Here is a 15896-nt window from a genome sequence, read left to right on the forward strand (position 1 = left end):
CAGAACTTTGGTGATTGCTGCGGTCAGCGTGGTTTTACCGTGGTCAACGTGGCCGACGGTGCCTACGTTAACGTGCGGTTTTGTACGCTCAAACTTTTCTTTAGCCATTTCTAACTCCGTTTATTCTGGCTGGGCCTTAGCCGGCCGACTTGGCTTTAACTTCGTCCGCAACTGCCTGCGGGACGTCTGCATAGTGATCGAACTGCATCACGAACTGGGCACGGCCCTGGGACATGGAGCGCAGGTTGTTGACGTAACCGAACATGTTCGCCAGCGGTACAAACGCGTTAACAACGCGTGCAATACCACGGGAGTCCATATCGCGGACCTGGCCACGACGGCTGTTCAGGTCGCCAATGATGTCGCCCATGTATTCTTCCGGGGTTACTACCTCGACCTTCATGATCGGCTCAAGCAGCTTCGGAGAAGCTTTCGACAGACCTTCTTTGAAAGCTGCACGTGCAGCAATTTCGAAGGCCATGACACTCGAGTCAACGTCGTGGTATGCACCGTCCGTCAGCTTGATCGAGAAATCGGTAACAGGGAAGCCTGCGATCACACCGCTCTGCAGCGAGCTTTCGAAGCCTTTCTGTACGCCCGGGATGTATTCTTTCGGAACGTTACCGCCAACGACGGAATCCGAGAAGGTGAAGCCCGAACCCGGTTCACCCGGGGTGAAGGTCAACTTGATACGTGCGAACTGACCCGAACCACCCGACTGTTTCTTGTGGGTGTAGTCGATATCGACTTCTTTCGAGATCGTTTCACGATAAGCAACCTGCGGCGCACCGATGTTTGCTTCGACCTTGAATTCACGCTTCATACGATCGACAAGAATGTCGAGGTGAAGCTCGCCCATACCGGAAATGATGGTCTGGCCGGATTCGTGGTCGGATTTAACACGGAACGACGGATCTTCCTGAGCAAGACGTGCCAAGGCGAGACCCATTTTTTCCTGGTCGGCTTTCGATTTCGGCTCTACAGCGATTTCGATAACCGGATCCGGGAATTCCATGCGCTCGAGGATGATCGGCTTGGCCGGGTCACAAAGGGTATCACCAGTGGTGGTATCCTTCATGCCAACCAGCGCAACGATGTCGCCCGAGCATGCATATTTGATTTCTTCGCGGTTGTTCGAATGCATAAGAAGCATACGGCCGATACGTTCTTTTTTCTCTTTAACAGAGTTCAGAACGTAGGAACCAGCTTCGAGAACACCCGAATAGATACGTGCGAAGGTCAGAGAGCCGACAAACGGGTCACTCATGATCTTGAACGCAAGCGCCGAGAACGGTGCTTCATCGGTCAGCGGACGGCTGTCGGGTTCATCGTCGGTGTTCGGCTTAACGCCACGAACATCTTCGATGTCATCGGGAGCCGGCATGTAATCGACAACAGCATCGAGAAGCGGCTGAACGCCTTTGTTCTTGAACGCGGTACCCAGAAGGACCGGAACAAGTTCGCCAGCAATCGTGCCCTTACGGATGCACTCTTTGAGCTTCTCTTCACTCGGCTGCTCACCTTCAAGGTAAGCTTCCATTGCTTCTTCGTCGCACTCGACAGCCTGCTCGATCAGGGCTTCGCGATATTCTGCGACCTGATCAGCAAGAGAATCGCGGATGTCGCGATATTCGAACTCTGCACCAAGGCTTTCGTCTTTCCAGACGATTTCCTTGTTGCGCACGAGATCGACAACACCTTCGAACTCAGCTTCGGAACCAATTGGCAGCTGCATAACAGCAACATTGGCACCCAGACGTTCTTTCATCATCTCGACGCAACGGAAGAAGTCCGCACCGGTACGGTCCATTTTGTTGACAAAGCACATACGCGGAACGTTGTACTTGTCAGCCTGGCGCCATACGGTTTCGGTCTGCGGCTCGACACCGGAAACGGCATCGAATACTGCGCAGGCACCATCGAGAACACGGAGCGAACGTTCAACTTCAATCGTGAAGTCAACGTGGCCCGGGGTATCGATGATGTTGACACGGTGGTCGTTCCAGAAGCAGGTCGTCGCAGCAGACGTAATCGTAATGCCACGTTCCTGTTCCTGTTCCATCCAGTCCATGGTCGCGGCGCCGTCGTGGACTTCGCCGATCTTGTAGGACTTGCCGGTGTAGAAAAGGATTCGCTCGGTGGTCGTCGTTTTACCAGCATCAATGTGTGCCATGATGCCAATGTTACGATACCGAGAGATCGGAGTGCGTTTTACCATAATCGACTCTTGATCTTGAGGTCTGGGTTACCAGCGATAATGAGCGAAAGCCTTGTTGGCTTCGGCCATACGGTGGGTGTCTTCGCGTTTCTTGACGGCCGAACCACGGTTGTTGGCTGCGTCCATCAGTTCGCCGGCAAGACGACCAACCATGGTGGTTTCGGAACGCTTGCGAGCAGCGTCAACCAACCAACGAATGGCCAGTGCCTGACGGCGCTCGGTGCGGACTTCGACCGGAACCTGGTAGGTAGCACCACCAACACGGCGTGAACGAACTTCGACGTTCGGCTTCACGTTATCCATGGCTTCGTGGAACTGGGCTACAGGATCGGAACCCTTGCCTTCGATGACTTCCAGGGCACCATAAACGATTTTCTCAGCGGCGGATTTTTTACCGTCGAGCATAAGACCGTTCATGAACTTGGTCAGAACCTTATCGCCATATTTGGCGTCAGGAAGAACTTCGCGCTTTTCAGCAGCGTGACGACGTGACATCTGAGCTGCTCCTTATTTCGGACGCTTCGCGCCGTATTTCGAACGACGCTGTTTACGGTCTTTGACACCCTGCGTATCGAGGGTACCGCGAATGATGTGGTAACGCACACCCGGCAAATCCTTCACACGGCCGCCGCGGATCATCACGACAGAGTGTTCCTGAAGGTTATGGCCTTCACCCGGAATGTAAGAAGTTACTTCGTAGCCGTTGGTCAAACGAACACGGGCAACCTTACGAAGTGCCGAGTTCGGCTTCTTCGGGGTGGTGGTATAGACACGGGTGCAAACGCCGCGTTTCTGCGGGCATGCTTCCAGTGCCGGAACCATATCGCGCTGGGTGCGCGGAGTCCGCTTTTTGCGGATCAACTGGTTAATAGTGGGCATTAACTTTCCCTTTTACTTCAACGGACGCCACGAGGGCGCTGCTCATATCGACGCACGACGAGCGACCACACGTTTTTGTACCAGGTACAAAAACACGCGAGGACGCCCATAAAATGCAGGAGTTCCTGCCTCGACGGCCGTCAGAGTCGCACTCAAGCGATGGGGGGCGAAAACCGCCCGCTACCGCACAAAACGGTACCGGCACAGTTACACCCCCCTAGATTCGGTGGGCGCATACTAGTGACGGCCCCCTTTTGCGTCAAGCAAAACCCTCTGGGCCTTCGAGTTGGCGCTTCAAACGCCGAAACGAGCCGGTGCGTCGATAAGAGTCCGGCTCGTTTCTGATTCTGTTAACTGTCTGACGCGACGAATTTATTCGCCTGCAGGCAGTGAAGCGGTGTCGGCATCGGCCTGCGGGCCGAAGTTGTCGCCGATTTCCTCTTCTGCTTCGATCTGTACCGTTTTGTCGCGTTCGGCAGCCAGTGCACGGAAGCGGTTCATCACCGCACCGGTACCAGCCGGGATCAAACGACCCACGATGACGTTCTCTTTCAGACCGATAAGGGTATCGGTTTTGCCCGAAACGGCTGCTTCGGTAAGAACGCGCGTGGTTTCCTGGAACGACGCGGCCGAAATGAAGGAGTGCGTCTGGAGCGAGGCTTTCGTGATCCCCTGGAGGACCGGAGCGCCTTCGGCCAGTTCGCCGCCTTCTTTAAGAGCACGATCGTTTTCAGCATCGAAATCATCACGGTCAATAATTTCGCCAACCAGAAGCGTGGTGTCACCCGGTTTGGTGATTTCCACTTTCTGGAGCATCTGACGAACGATGACTTCAATGTGCTTGTCGTTAATCTTAACGCCCTGCAGACGGTAGACTTCCTGAATCTCGTTGACCAGGTAATCTGCCAGTGCCGGAACGCCCATAACACGCAGAATGTCGTGCGGAACCGGTGAACCATCAAGAAGCTGATCACCCTGTTCGACGAAGTCCCCTTCCTGAACGGCAAGGTGCTTGCCTTTCGGGATCAGGTATTCGACCGGTTCGGTCAGCCCCGAGTCTTCGAGCGGATGCACGACGACGCGACGCTTGTTCTTGTAGTCCTTGCCGAATTCGACGCGGCCCGGAATATCCGAGATAATCGCGTGTTCTTTCGGTTTACGGGCTTCGAACAGCTCGGCAACACGCGGCAGACCACCGGTAATGTCACGGGTTTTCGAACCTTCACGCGGGATACGTGCAAGCACGTCACCTGCTGCGACCTTCTGACCGTTCTCAACCGAGAGAATAGCGTCAACCGACAGGAAGTAACGGGCTTCAAGGCCGTTATCCAGGTTGATGACCTCGCCGTTTTCGTTACGCAGGGTAACGCGCGGCTTAAGGTCAGACGCCTTGGGCATGCTCTTCCAGTCGATAACCGTCTTCGAGGCAATACCGGTCGCTTCGTCATAGACTTCGCGAATGGTTACATTCTCGAGAAGGTCGACATAGTTCACATAACCTTCTTTCTCGGTGATGATCGGCAGGGTGTACGGATCCCACTCGGCCAGTTTCTGGCCACGGGCAACCTGCGCGTCTTCATCGGTGAGAAGTTTCGCACCGTACGGAACACGGTATTTCGCACGTTCACGACCGGTCTTGTCGATCAACAGGATCTCGAGGTTACGCGCCATGACGATGTTCACGCCCGACGAGTTCTCAACGACTGCGCGGTTTTTCAGTTTCACAGTGGCATCGAAGTTTGCCTCGACACCGGAAACCTCAGCACCACGCTGTGCGGCACCACCGATGTGGAACGTACGCATGGTAAGCTGTGTACCCGGCTCACCGATCGACTGTGCGGCAATAACACCAACAGCTTCACCGATGTTCACCGTGGTACCGCGTGCCAGGTCACGACCATAGCAATGGCCACAAACACCGGTTTCGGCATCACAGGTCAGAACCGAACGGATACGCGCCATTTCGACGCCAGCCTTTTCGATCACATCAAGGTGATCTTCTTCGACCATTTCGTTCTTCGGCACGATGACTTCGCCAGTCGACGGATTGACAATCTCGTCGGCGGTGAAGCGACCGAGGATACGATCAGACAGGGTTTCGATAACTTCACCGGAGTCGACGACGGCTGCGATGTCGAGGCCACGTTCCGTACCGCAATCATGCTGGGTGATGATGCAGTCCTGGGCCACGTCAACGAGACGACGGGTAAGGTAACCCGAGTTCGCCGTTTTCAGTGCGGTATCAGCAAGACCTTTACGCGCGCCGTGAGTGGAGTTGAAGTACTCCTGCACGGTCAGGCCTTCTTTAAAGTTCGAAATAATCGGCGTCTCAATGATCGAGCCATCCGGTTTTGCCATCAGGCCACGCATTGCTGCGAGCTGACGCATCTGCGCAGCAGAACCACGCGCACCGGAGTGGGCCATCATGTAAACCGAGTTCACATTGTCACCTTCTGCCGTTGCGGAAATGACTTTCATCATTTCTTCCGAAACGTCATCGGTGCACTGCGACCAGGCATCAACAACCTTGTTGTATTTCTCACCACGGGTGATGAGACCATCCTGATACTGCTGTTCGTATTCCTTGACCTTTTCGTGGGTCGTGCCAACCAGGTTTTCCTTGGCGTCAGGAATGATCATGTCATCCTTACCAAACGAAATACCGGCTTTACATGCCCAGTTAAAACCAAGGCCCATCATGCGGTCAGCAAAGATAACGGTCTCTTTCTGGCCACAGTGACGATAGACGACATCGATAACGTTCGAGACGTCTTTTTTGGTCAGCAGCTTGTTGATGGTCGAGAACGGGATGCGCGGATGACGCGGCAGAAGTTCCGACAGCAACATGCGACCCGGAGTCGTGGCAACACGAACCGTGATCGGCTCGTTGTTTTCATCAACCGTGTGGTAACGGGCGTTGACCTTGGAATGCAGGTTTACAACACCTTCATCCAGAGCCTGCTCGATCTCGGCGATGTTCACAAACGACATGCCCTCGCCCGGCTGACCGTCACGTTCCATGGAGATGTAATACAAACCAAGGACAATATCCTGCGACGGCACGATGATCGGTTTACCCGAGGCCGGCGAGAGGATGTTGTTGGTCGACATCATCAAAGTACGTGCTTCAAGCTGAGCTTCAAGCGACAGCGGGACGTGAACCGCCATTTGGTCACCATCGAAGTCCGCGTTAAACGCAGTACAAACGAGCGGGTGCAGCTGGATCGCCTTACCTTCAATCAAGGTAGGTTCGAACGCCTGAATACCAAGACGGTGAAGCGTCGGTGCGCGGTTAAGCATAACCGGGTGTTCGCGGATAACCTGCTCGAGGATATCCCAAACTTCGGCACGCTCTTTTTCCACCATGCGCTTTGCGGCTTTGATGGTGGTTGCCATCCCGTACAGTTCCAGCTTCGCGTAAACGAATGGCTTGAACAGTTCGAGTGCCATTTTCTTTGGCAGACCGCACTGATGCAGTTTCAGGTTCGGACCCACGGTAATAACGGAACGACCGGAATAGTCGACGCGTTTACCCAAAAGGTTCTGACGGAAACGACCCTGCTTACCTTTAAGCATGTCCGACATCGATTTGAGCGGACGCTTGTTGGCACCGGTGATCGGACGACCGCGACGGCCGTTGTCAAACAGCGCATCAACCGATTCCTGAAGCATACGTTTTTCGTTACGCACGATGATATCAGGCGCACGAAGTTCGATCAGACGCTTCAGACGGTTGTTACGGTTGATCACACGACGGTAAAGGTCGTTCAGATCAGACGTCGCGAAACGACCGCCATCCAGCGGAACCAGCGGGCGCAGTTCCGGCGGAATAACCGGGACAACTTCAAGGATCATCCATTCCGGGCGTGCGCCAGATTCCTGGAACGCCTCAATCAGCTTGAGACGCTTGACCAGCTTCTTGCGTTTGGCTTCGGATTTGGTTTCCTTGAGGTCGATTTTCGCAGTTTCGCGTTCTTCATCAAGATCGATTGCCGCAAGCATATCGCGGATGGCTTCTGCACCGATACCGGCACGGAAGCTGTCTTCGCCATATTCTTCCTGAGCAGTCATATACTGGTCTTCGGACAGGAGCTCACCCATTTTAAGCGGGGTAAGGCCCGGTTCGATGACCACATAGTTTTCGAAGTACAGAATGCGCTCAAGATCCTTGAGCGTCATGTCCAGCAGCAGACCCAGACGGCTCGGCAGTGACTTCATGAACCAGATGTGGGCAACAGGTGCCGCCAGTTCGATGTGGCCCATACGTTCACGACGTACTTTTGCCAGAGTCACTTCCACGCCGCATTTTTCACAGATAATGCCGCGATACTTCATACGCTTGTACTTGCCGCACAAGCATTCGTAATCCTTCACCGGACCAAAAATGCGCGCACAGAACAGGCCGTCGCGCTCCGGTTTAAAGGTCCGGTAGTTGATGGTTTCCGGTTTCTTGATCTCACCAAACGACCAGGAGCGGATACGCTCCGGGCTGGCAATCTGAATCCGGATCTGATCGAAGCTTTGGGTGCCCTGCGGCTGCCCGAAGATCTTCATCAACTCGTTCATAAAGGCTCTCCCGCTATGCCCGGTCTCGCCGGGTTTCGCCAATTTCAGGCCGAAAGATGTGCAATGGCGACCGGGATGTCCGGTTGGACATCCCCGTCAGCCAAAACACTTAAAAGTCGTTTTGCTCAAGCTCAACATTGAGGCCAAGCGAACGGAGTTCTTTAACGAGAACGTTAAAGGATTCCGGAATACCGGCTTCAAACGTGTCTTCGCCGCGAACAATGGCTTCGTACACCTTGGTACGCCCCGAAACGTCATCCGACTTGACCGTAAGCATTTCCTGAAGGGTGTATGCTGCACCGTAAGCTTCGAGTGCCCATACTTCCATCTCCCCGAAACGCTGGCCACCGAACTGTGCCTTACCACCCAGCGGCTGCTGGGTAACAAGAGAGTACGGACCAATCGAACGTGCGTGGATCTTGTCGTCGACCAAGTGGTGCAGTTTGAGCATGTAGATATAGCCCACTGTCACCTTGCGATGGAATTTCTCGCCAGTACGACCGTCATAAAGGTCAACCTGACCAGACCCATCAAGGCCTGCTTTTTCAAGCATACGAACAACATCCGGCTCGCGGGCACCGTCGAAGACCGGGGTGGCCATCGGGACGCCGCGACGCAGGTTGTTACCAAGTTCAATGACTTCGCCATCAGAAAGTTCTTTGATGCCCGCAACATATTCGTCGCCTTCATAGACATCATTGAGCTTGCTGCGCAGGTCATCCATCTCGCCACGACCATCGGCAACAGCATCGACGAGATCGCCGATCTGTTCGCCAAGACCACGTGATGCCCAACCAAGGTGGGTTTCAAGGATCTGGCCGACGTTCATACGCGACGGAACACCCAGCGGGTTCAGAACGATATCGACCGGCGTACCGTCATCAAGGTGCGGCATGTCTTCAACCGGCATAATGCGCGATACGACACCCTTGTTCCCGTGACGGCCGGCCATTTTATCACCCGGCTGCATTTTACGTTTCACTGCCACGAAGACTTTGACCATCTTCATAACGCCCGGCGGCAATTCGTCACCGGCCTGCAGTTTATCGACCTTGTCATCGAAACGCGCCTGAAGAACAGCAATCGATTCTTCGAACTGCTTTTTCAGAGCTTCGATGTCGGACATGACATTGTCATCGGCAACAGCAATCTGGCGCCACAGACCACGGGCAACACCCGACAGGCTGTCTTCGGTCAGTTCACCCGACAGGCCCTTCGGACCATCGACCAATTTCTGACCAACCAGAAGGTTCTGCAGACGACCGTAGAAGTTACGCTCGAGGATTGCGCGTTCATCGTCACGGTCCTGTGCGAGACGTTCGATTTCTGAACGTTCGATTGCCAGAGCACGTTCGTCCTTGTCAACGCCACGACGTGAGAACACGCGGACTTCAACAATGGTACCAAACTGTCCCGGCGGGACACGCAGCGACGTATCACGAACGTCAGATGCTTTTTCACCGAAGATGGCACGCAGAAGTTTCTCTTCCGGTGTCATCGGGCTTTCGCCCTTCGGCGTTACCTTACCAACAAGGATATCGCCCGGTTTGATTTCCGCACCGATGTAGACAATGCCCGCCTCGTCGAGGTTTTTGAGCGCTTCTTCACCGACGTTCGGAATATCACGGGTGATTTCTTCCTGACCCAGCTTGGTATCGCGGGCCATGACTTCGAATTCCTCGATGTGGATCGAGGTGTAAACGTCATCACGTGCGATACGCTCGGACAGAAGAATGGAATCCTCGAAGTTGTAACCATTCCACGGCATGAACGCGACAAGCACGTTACGGCCAAGGGCAAGTTCACCCATATCGGTACACGGACCATCCGAGATGATGTCGCCCTTCTGGACAACATCGCCAACTTTCACCAGCGGACGCTGGTTGATGCAGCTGCCCTGGTTGGAACGCTGATATTTCAGCAGGGTGTAGATATCGACACCCGATTCCGAAGCGGCAATGTCACCCGTTGCGCGGATAACCATACGGGTCGCATCAACAGATTCCACAACACCGTCACGGCGTGCGATCAGGGTTGCACCCGAATCACGTGCCACCGGTACTTCCATGCCGGTCCCGACATACGGTGCTTCAGAGCGGATCAACGGAACCGCCTGACGCTGCATGTTCGAGCCCATAAGTGCACGGTTCGCGTCATCGTTCTCAAGGAACGGAATGAGCGCGGATGCAACCGACACCAGCTGCTTCGGCGAGACGTCCATCAGGTCGATCTCTTCGGAGCGGGCCATGTAGTGGTCGCCGGCTTTACGGGTGTTGATCAGTTCGTTGGTGAAGCTGAAATCATCGTTAAGCGGTTCGTTTGCCTGTGCGATGACATAGCGACCTTCTTCGATCGCCGAGAGGTAAATAACCTCTGCGGTGACGTTGCCGTCGACAACCTTACGATACGGGCTTTCGATAAAGCCGTACTGGTTGACACGTGCAAAGGTCGCCAGCGAGTTGATCAGACCAATGTTCGGACCTTCCGGCGTTTCAACCGGGCAGATACGACCATAGTGGGTCGGATGAACGTCACGCACTTCAAAGCCAGCACGCTCACGGGTCAAACCACCCGGGCCAAGCGCCGAAAGACGACGTTTGTGGGTAATTTCCGAAAGCGGGTTGGTCTGATCCATGAACTGCGACAACTGCGAAGAGCCGAAGAATTCACGTACAGCAGCCGCAACCGGCTTGGCATTGATCAGGTCATGCGGCATGACGTTGTCGATCTCGACCGAGCTCATACGCTCGCGGATCGCACGTTCCATACGCAGAAGACCAACACGGAACTGGTTTTCCATCAGCTCGCCAACCGAACGCAGACGACGGTTACCGAGGTGGTCAATATCGTCAATCTCGCCACGACCATCTTTCAGGTCGATCAGAACACGGACGACTTCCAGAATGTCTTCGCGGCGCAGGATGCGAACGGTGTCTTCGCATTCCAGGTTCAGGCGCGCATTCATCTTCACACGACCAACGGCCGAAAGATCGTAACGCTCTGAATCGAAGAACAGGCCCTTGAACATGGCTTCCGCACCCTCAAGGGTCGGCGGTTCACCCGGACGCATGACGCGATAGATGTCCACAAGGGCTTCTTCGCGGTTGGTGTTCTTGTCCAGCGCAATGGTGTTACGCAGATACGGACCAACCTGGTTGTGATCGATCATCAGCAAACGAACGGAATCAACACCCCATTCCTTAAGCTGTTCGAACACTTCCTCGGTCAGTTCGTGACCGGCTTCTGCCAGGATTTCACCCGTTTCGCCGTCAATGAGGTCGTCAGCCATGAACCAGCCATTCAGCTGCTCTTCAGGGACGAGAATCTCTTTGACGTTCTGTTCGGTGATTTTGGCAGCAGAACGCTTGGTGATCTTGGAACCGGCAGCAGCAATAACTTCGCCACTTTTGGCATCAATCAGATCGAAAACAAGCTTCTGACCGATGTAACGGTCTGCACTGAAATCGGTAACCCAACCATCCTTGGTGCGGCGGTATTCAGCCGAATCATAGTAATAGTTGAGAATTTCTTCCGGCGTGAGGCCTTCGATTTCCGACGGATCGACAGAGCGGCCTTCTTCGGCACGCTGTGCACGCAACTGTTGGGACTCTTCGTTTTCAAGAGCCATAAGCAGCGTGGTCGCCGGCAGTTTGCGGCGACGGTCGATACGGACATACAGAATGTCTTTTGCATCGAATTCGAAATCGAGCCAGGAACCACGATACGGAATGACACGCGCGGCAAACAGATATTTGCCCGAGCTGTGGCTCTTGCCTTTGTCATGGTCAAAGAAGACACCCGGCGAGCGGTGCATCTGGGAGACAATCACACGCTCTGTACCGTTCACGATAAAGGTACCGTGTTCGGTCATGAGCGGCATGTCGCCCATATAGACGTCCTGCTCTTTGATATCGCGGATCGAACGGGCACCCGTGTCCTCGTCGATATCCCAGACAACCAGGCGCAGAGTTACGCGCAGCGGTGCGGCAAAGGTCATGCCACGCTGGCGACACTCTTCGGTATCGTATTTGGGCTGCTCAAGCTCATACGAAACGAATTCAAGAGTTGCGCGTTCCGAAAAATCTTTAATCGGGAATACGCTCTTGAATACTTCCTGAAGACCTGCATCGTCCCGCTGCTCCTGCGAGATTCCGGTCTGCAAAAACTTATCGTAGGAATTCTTTTGAACCTCAATAAGGTTCGGGAGCGGAGCGACTTCGCTGATCCGTCCAAAGCTTTTGCGGATGCGCTTTCGACCAGTAAAGGACTTATCCATCATCGTTCCTTTAATCGCGCCTCCCCACACCGTCCGAACTCGTTCGTCTTTGTTCTGACACGCTTCCGCTTTTCGCAAAACGCATACAGCACAACGACGCCCGAGCCCCGTACGGGGCGGGCGTTCACTTGATTATGACCGTGGATGTTATTTGACATCCAACTTGATTGAGATCACTGATCCCTCGGCTGTCGACGCCGTCAAAGATAACCTCTGACCTAAACGGCCTTACGTTATGTACGATTACCTTTGGCAGCGTCAACCGTTAAATTCCTGTTCGCATCCCTGCACCGCCCTGGCACGATTGCCCGGTAGCACAGAGACGGAAGGGTCGGCGCCCGAAGGACGCCGACCCAGACCTTGGCAAGAAGCCGTCGATTACTTGAGTTCGACGGATGCGCCGGCTTCTTCCAGCTTCTTCTTGATTTCTTCGGCTTCGTCTTTCGAAGCGCCTTCTTTGACGGCTTTCGGAGCGCCTTCAACCAGTTCTTTGGCTTCTTTGAGGCCAAGACCGGTGATGCCGCGTACTTCTTTGATGACGTTGATTTTCTTGTCACCAGCAGAAGTCAGAACGACGTCAAATTCGGTTTTCTCTTCAGCAGCTTCGCCACCAGCAGCGCCGCCAGCAGCAGCAACAGCTACCGGAGCAGCAGCAGAAACGCCCCATTTTTCTTCGAGGAGTTTGGAAAGCTCTGCAGCTTCGAGAACGGTAAGAGCGGAAAGATCTTCAACAATCTGATTGAGATCGGCCATTTTGGTAGTCTCCTAGGCTTGAACTTGGATATCAACGATATCCTGAATAATTTGGTTTACGCGGCTTCGCCTTTGTCGGCTTTTGCCTTCAGCACCTGAGCAATCTGCCCAGCCGGCTTGGAAGTCAGCGTAGCGATACGCTGTGCCGGGGTCTGGATCATGCCCACAAGCTTGCCACGAAGTTCGTCGAGCGACGGCAGTTCTGCCAGAGCTTTAACGCCCTGTTCGTCCAGAACCTGTTCGCCGATTGCACCAGCGACAAGCACGAGCTTCTCGTTGGTTTTTGCGAACTTCGCAGCTACTTTCGCGACCGATGCCGGATCAGCTGAATAGCCAATCGCCGTCGGGCCGGTGAAGTAGTCTGCAAGACTAGCAAATTTGGTGCCTTCCAGAGCAAGTCGCGTAAGCCGGTTTTTGGTGACCTTGAAGCCCGCACCAGCTTCACGCATCTGCGCACGAAGAGCGGTAATTTCAGCAACCGTCAACCCTTTGTACTGGGTAATGACGACGCCTTCCGCACCTTCGAACACTTCGCGCATCTCTGCTACGAACTGTTGTTTTTCATCGCGGTTCACTTTTAGTCTCCGACGTTGCTTATTGCCCTGAACCCCACAAGGAGGTTCACAGACGCGACCAGTCCTTTCGAACCGGTCTGTTACGCCCGTCCGTTTGCCAGATGTTCAAGCCTTGTGTGATACCCCAGACGGGGAAAAACAAAGAACCGGAACCTCTGCCTATGCAGGGAATTAAGAGTGACAAATCTCACTCACCTGCAGTCTGGGACAGACAGGTAGAGAGGGCATTAAAGCCCTCCCCGGTTCTGACCGGTCCGAAGATCGGTCAGAATTCGAAAATTCTTACTTCGACGCGATGTCAGCAATCGACAGCTTAACGCCAGCACCCATGGTGGAGCTGATCGCTGCACGCTCAAGGTAGGTACCTTTTGCGCCGGTCGGTTTTGCTTTAACGATTGCGTCTACGAATGCTTTTGCATTCTCAAGGATCTGTTCTTCGCTGAACGATGCCTTGCCGATACCTGCGTGGACGATACCGTTCTTTTCCGCACGGAACTGGACCTGGCCAGCTTTTGCGTCGGAAACAGCGGTCGTCACATCCATGGTAACGGTGCCGAGTTTCGGGTTCGGCATCAGGCCACGCGGGCCGAGAACCTTACCGAGACGGCCGACAACAGCCATCATGTCCGGGGTCGCAATAACGCGATCATAGTTCAGATCGCCTTTCTGCATTGCTTCCATCAGGTCTTCTGCACCAACAGCGTCCGCACCAGCTTTCTGGGCTTCTTCTGCTTTTGCGTCTTTTGCGAAGACAGCAACACGCATGGTTTTACCGGTACCATGCGGAAGGGAAACAACACCACGGACCATCTGGTCAGCGTGACGCGGATCAACACCAAGGTTCATTGCCATTTCGATGGTTTCATCGAATTTGGCTTTTGCACCTTCTTTGACGAGTTTGACAGCAGCTGCCAGATCGTACTGGGTGTTACGGTCGATGCCCTCATAGGCCTGGGCAAGGCGTTTACCAGTCTTGGCCATCGTCTTACTCCACAACCTCAAGACCCATCGCACGGGCGGAGCCCTCGATCATTGCCATCGCGCCATCAACGTCAAATGCGTTGAGGTCAGCCATTTTGGCTTCTGCGATTTCTTTGACCTGTGCTTTGGTCACTTTACCAACATAACCTTTGCCGGTGGTACCGGAACCCTTGGCGATGCCTGCTGCCTTTTTCAGGAAGTAGGATGCCGGCGGGGTTTTGGTTACGAACGTGAAGGAACGGTCGGAATAGACAGTGATGACAACCGGGATCGGCATCCCTGGTTCCATCTGCTGGGTCGCTGCGTTAAACGCCTTGCAGAATTCCATGATATTCACACCGCGCTGACCAAGAGCCGGGCCGACAGGCGGCGACGGATTGGCTTTGCCGGCGGGAATCTGCAGCTTAAGATAGCCGTCGATTTTCTTCGCCATTAGAGTACCTCTTACAGAAGCGCGCGGTCCGGTCATGGCTGACCTCCCGCGCTTTAAATGCTGCCTGCGTATACAGGCAGCGACTTCATTTTACAAGATCGTTTTTTAAAGCTTCTCGACCTGGGTGTATTCCAGCTCGACCGGAGTTGAACGACCGAAGATCGAAACAGACACCTTAAGGCGTGCACGTTCTTCATCAACTCCTTCGACGATACCGTTAAACGATGCAAACGGACCGTCGGAAACACGTACTTCCTCGCCAATATCGAATGCGATGGTTGGCTTCGGACGATCAACACCTTCCTGCACCTGATGCAGAATGTGCTGAGCTTCCTTTTCGGAAATCGGCATCGGCTTGCCACGGCTGCCGAGGAAATCGGTAACCTTGGCGGTATTCTTGACCAGATGCCAGCTTTCGTCGGTGAGATCCATCTTCAGCAGGACATAGCCCGGGAAAAACTTCCGCTCGGCATTGACCTTGGTGCCGCGACGCATCTCGACAGTTTCTTCAGTCGGAACCAGGACCTCTTCGATTTCGCCCTCAAGACCCTTCTTGATGGACTGTTCGCGGATCGACTGGGCGACCTTTTTCTCGAACCCGGAGTGAACGTGCAATACGTACCAGCGATGCGCCATTGCCTTAACCCCCAACACCAAAGACCAGCTTGACACCCCAAGAGAGGAGCTGATCGACAACAAAGAAGAAAATCGACGCGAGAGCAACCATTACGAATACCATAATGGTCGAAACAGTCGTTTCCTTACGGGTCGGCCACGAGACTTTTTTCGCCTCTGAGCGAACCTGCTGTACGAATTGTGCTGGCGACGTTTTAGCCATTGTCGGGGTTACACCGCTTTCTAATGCTTTGTTTCACAACCCGGAAAGTAGTGGCAGGAGAGGAGGGACTCGAACCCCCGACACTCGGTTTTGGAGACCGATGCTCTACCAACTGAGCTACACTCCTACAAGATCGTCAGAAAGTTGAAAAGCTTATCTTCTTTCTGGCTCCTCCCTGCCCGGGCGGCAGGGTGTGCGGGCGGGTTATAGCCGCCCGCACATCCAAGATCAAGCACTCAATCGTGCAAAATCTCAAAAATTATTCGATGATTTTCGCCACAACGCCCGCGCCGACGGTACGACCGCCTTCACGGATTGCGAAACGCAGACCTTCGTCCATTGCGATCGGTGCAATGAGGGTTGCGGTCATCTGAACG

At 54.2% G+C, this 15896-nt stretch carries 13 protein-coding genes and 1 tRNA gene; all 14 read right to left on the minus strand.

Translation table 11 applies throughout. The features are described 5' to 3' along the window. On the minus strand, positions 1-108 hold a 108-nt coding region (locus JF44_RS20160), incomplete at its 3' end, for a GTP-binding protein (RefSeq protein WP_033069427.1). Between the two features lie 28 nt (positions 109-136). After that, positions 137-2218: an elongation factor G gene (gene fusA, locus JF44_RS0109095; RefSeq protein ID WP_033068676.1), complete on the minus strand. Its 2082-nt coding sequence runs from the start codon at positions 2216-2218 to the stop codon at positions 137-139. Positions 2219-2245: 27 nt separating this feature from the next. Then, positions 2246-2713: a 30S ribosomal protein S7 gene (gene rpsG / locus JF44_RS0109100; protein WP_033068677.1), complete on the minus strand. Its 468-nt coding sequence runs from the start codon at positions 2711-2713 to the stop codon at positions 2246-2248. 12 nt (positions 2714-2725) lie between these two features. Beyond that, positions 2726-3097, minus strand: coding sequence for a 30S ribosomal protein S12 (gene rpsL / locus JF44_RS0109105; protein ID WP_008892339.1), 372 nt, complete (start codon positions 3095-3097; stop codon positions 2726-2728). A 372-nt stretch (positions 3098-3469) separates the two neighbouring features. Continuing rightward, a complete protein-coding gene (gene rpoC, locus JF44_RS0109110) occupies positions 3470-7663 on the minus strand; it encodes a DNA-directed RNA polymerase subunit beta' (RefSeq protein WP_033068678.1) in 4194 nt (1397 codons plus the stop codon). Positions 7664-7772: 109 nt separating this feature from the next. Continuing rightward, a complete protein-coding gene (rpoB, locus tag JF44_RS0109115; RefSeq protein WP_033068679.1) occupies positions 7773-11939 on the minus strand; it encodes a DNA-directed RNA polymerase subunit beta in 4167 nt (1388 codons plus the stop codon). A 378-nt stretch (positions 11940-12317) separates the two neighbouring features. Next, the gene (gene rplL / locus JF44_RS0109120) at positions 12318-12692 is read right to left on the minus strand and encodes a 50S ribosomal protein L7/L12 (protein WP_033068680.1); all 375 of its coding nucleotides are present in this window, start codon (positions 12690-12692) and stop codon (positions 12318-12320) included. Between the two features lie 56 nt (positions 12693-12748). Continuing rightward, positions 12749-13267, minus strand: coding sequence for a 50S ribosomal protein L10 (gene rplJ, locus JF44_RS0109125; RefSeq protein ID WP_033068681.1), 519 nt, complete (start codon positions 13265-13267; stop codon positions 12749-12751). Between the two features lie 282 nt (positions 13268-13549). Beyond that, positions 13550-14248, minus strand: a complete 699-nt coding sequence (gene rplA, locus JF44_RS0109130) for a 50S ribosomal protein L1 (protein WP_033068682.1) — start codon at positions 14246-14248, stop codon at positions 13550-13552. 4 nt (positions 14249-14252) lie between these two features. Beyond that, entirely contained in the window at positions 14253-14681 is a 429-nt protein-coding gene (gene rplK / locus JF44_RS0109135; RefSeq protein ID WP_033068683.1) for a 50S ribosomal protein L11, read from the minus strand. 105 nt (positions 14682-14786) lie between these two features. Next, positions 14787-15317, minus strand: coding sequence for a transcription termination/antitermination protein NusG (nusG, locus tag JF44_RS0109140; RefSeq protein ID WP_033068684.1), 531 nt, complete (start codon positions 15315-15317; stop codon positions 14787-14789). A gap of 4 nt (positions 15318-15321) precedes the next feature. Then, positions 15322-15519: a preprotein translocase subunit SecE gene (gene secE, locus JF44_RS0109145; protein ID WP_033068685.1), complete on the minus strand. Its 198-nt coding sequence runs from the start codon at positions 15517-15519 to the stop codon at positions 15322-15324. Between the two features lie 51 nt (positions 15520-15570). Further along, positions 15571-15646 (minus strand) — tRNA-Trp (locus JF44_RS0109150). A gap of 132 nt (positions 15647-15778) precedes the next feature. Next, on the minus strand, positions 15779-15896 hold a 118-nt coding region (locus JF44_RS20165), incomplete at its 5' end, for an EF-Tu C-terminal domain-related protein (RefSeq protein WP_081944300.1).

Origin of the sequence: Thalassospira australica (genome assembly GCF_000763295.1) — a bacterium.
GTDB lineage: Bacteria > Pseudomonadota > Alphaproteobacteria > Rhodospirillales > Thalassospiraceae > Thalassospira > Thalassospira australica.

Bases quoted from the DNA above. Each gene is read 5' to 3' on its own strand.
- rpsG (WP_033068677.1), bottom strand. From the start codon at position 2,713: ATGTCACGTCGTCACGCTGCTGAAAAGCGCGAAGTTCTTCCTGACGCC.
- rplA (WP_033068682.1), bottom strand. From the start codon at position 14,248: ATGGCCAAGACTGGTAAACGCCTTGCCCAGGCCTATGAGGGCATCGAC.
- rpsL (WP_008892339.1), bottom strand. From the start codon at position 3,097: ATGCCCACTATTAACCAGTTGATCCGCAAAAAGCGGACTCCGCGCACC.
- nusG (WP_033068684.1), bottom strand. From the start codon at position 15,317: ATGGCGCATCGCTGGTACGTATTGCACGTTCACTCCGGGTTCGAGAAA.
- rpoB (WP_033068679.1), bottom strand. From the start codon at position 11,939: ATGGATAAGTCCTTTACTGGTCGAAAGCGCATCCGCAAAAGCTTTGGA.
- fusA (WP_033068676.1), bottom strand. From the start codon at position 2,218: ATGGTAAAACGCACTCCGATCTCTCGGTATCGTAACATTGGCATCATG.
- secE (WP_033068685.1), bottom strand. From the start codon at position 15,519: ATGGCTAAAACGTCGCCAGCACAATTCGTACAGCAGGTTCGCTCAGAG.
- rpoC (WP_033068678.1), bottom strand. From the start codon at position 7,663: ATGAACGAGTTGATGAAGATCTTCGGGCAGCCGCAGGGCACCCAAAGC.
- rplK (WP_033068683.1), bottom strand. From the start codon at position 14,681: ATGGCGAAGAAAATCGACGGCTATCTTAAGCTGCAGATTCCCGCCGGC.
- rplL (WP_033068680.1), bottom strand. From the start codon at position 12,692: ATGGCCGATCTCAATCAGATTGTTGAAGATCTTTCCGCTCTTACCGTT.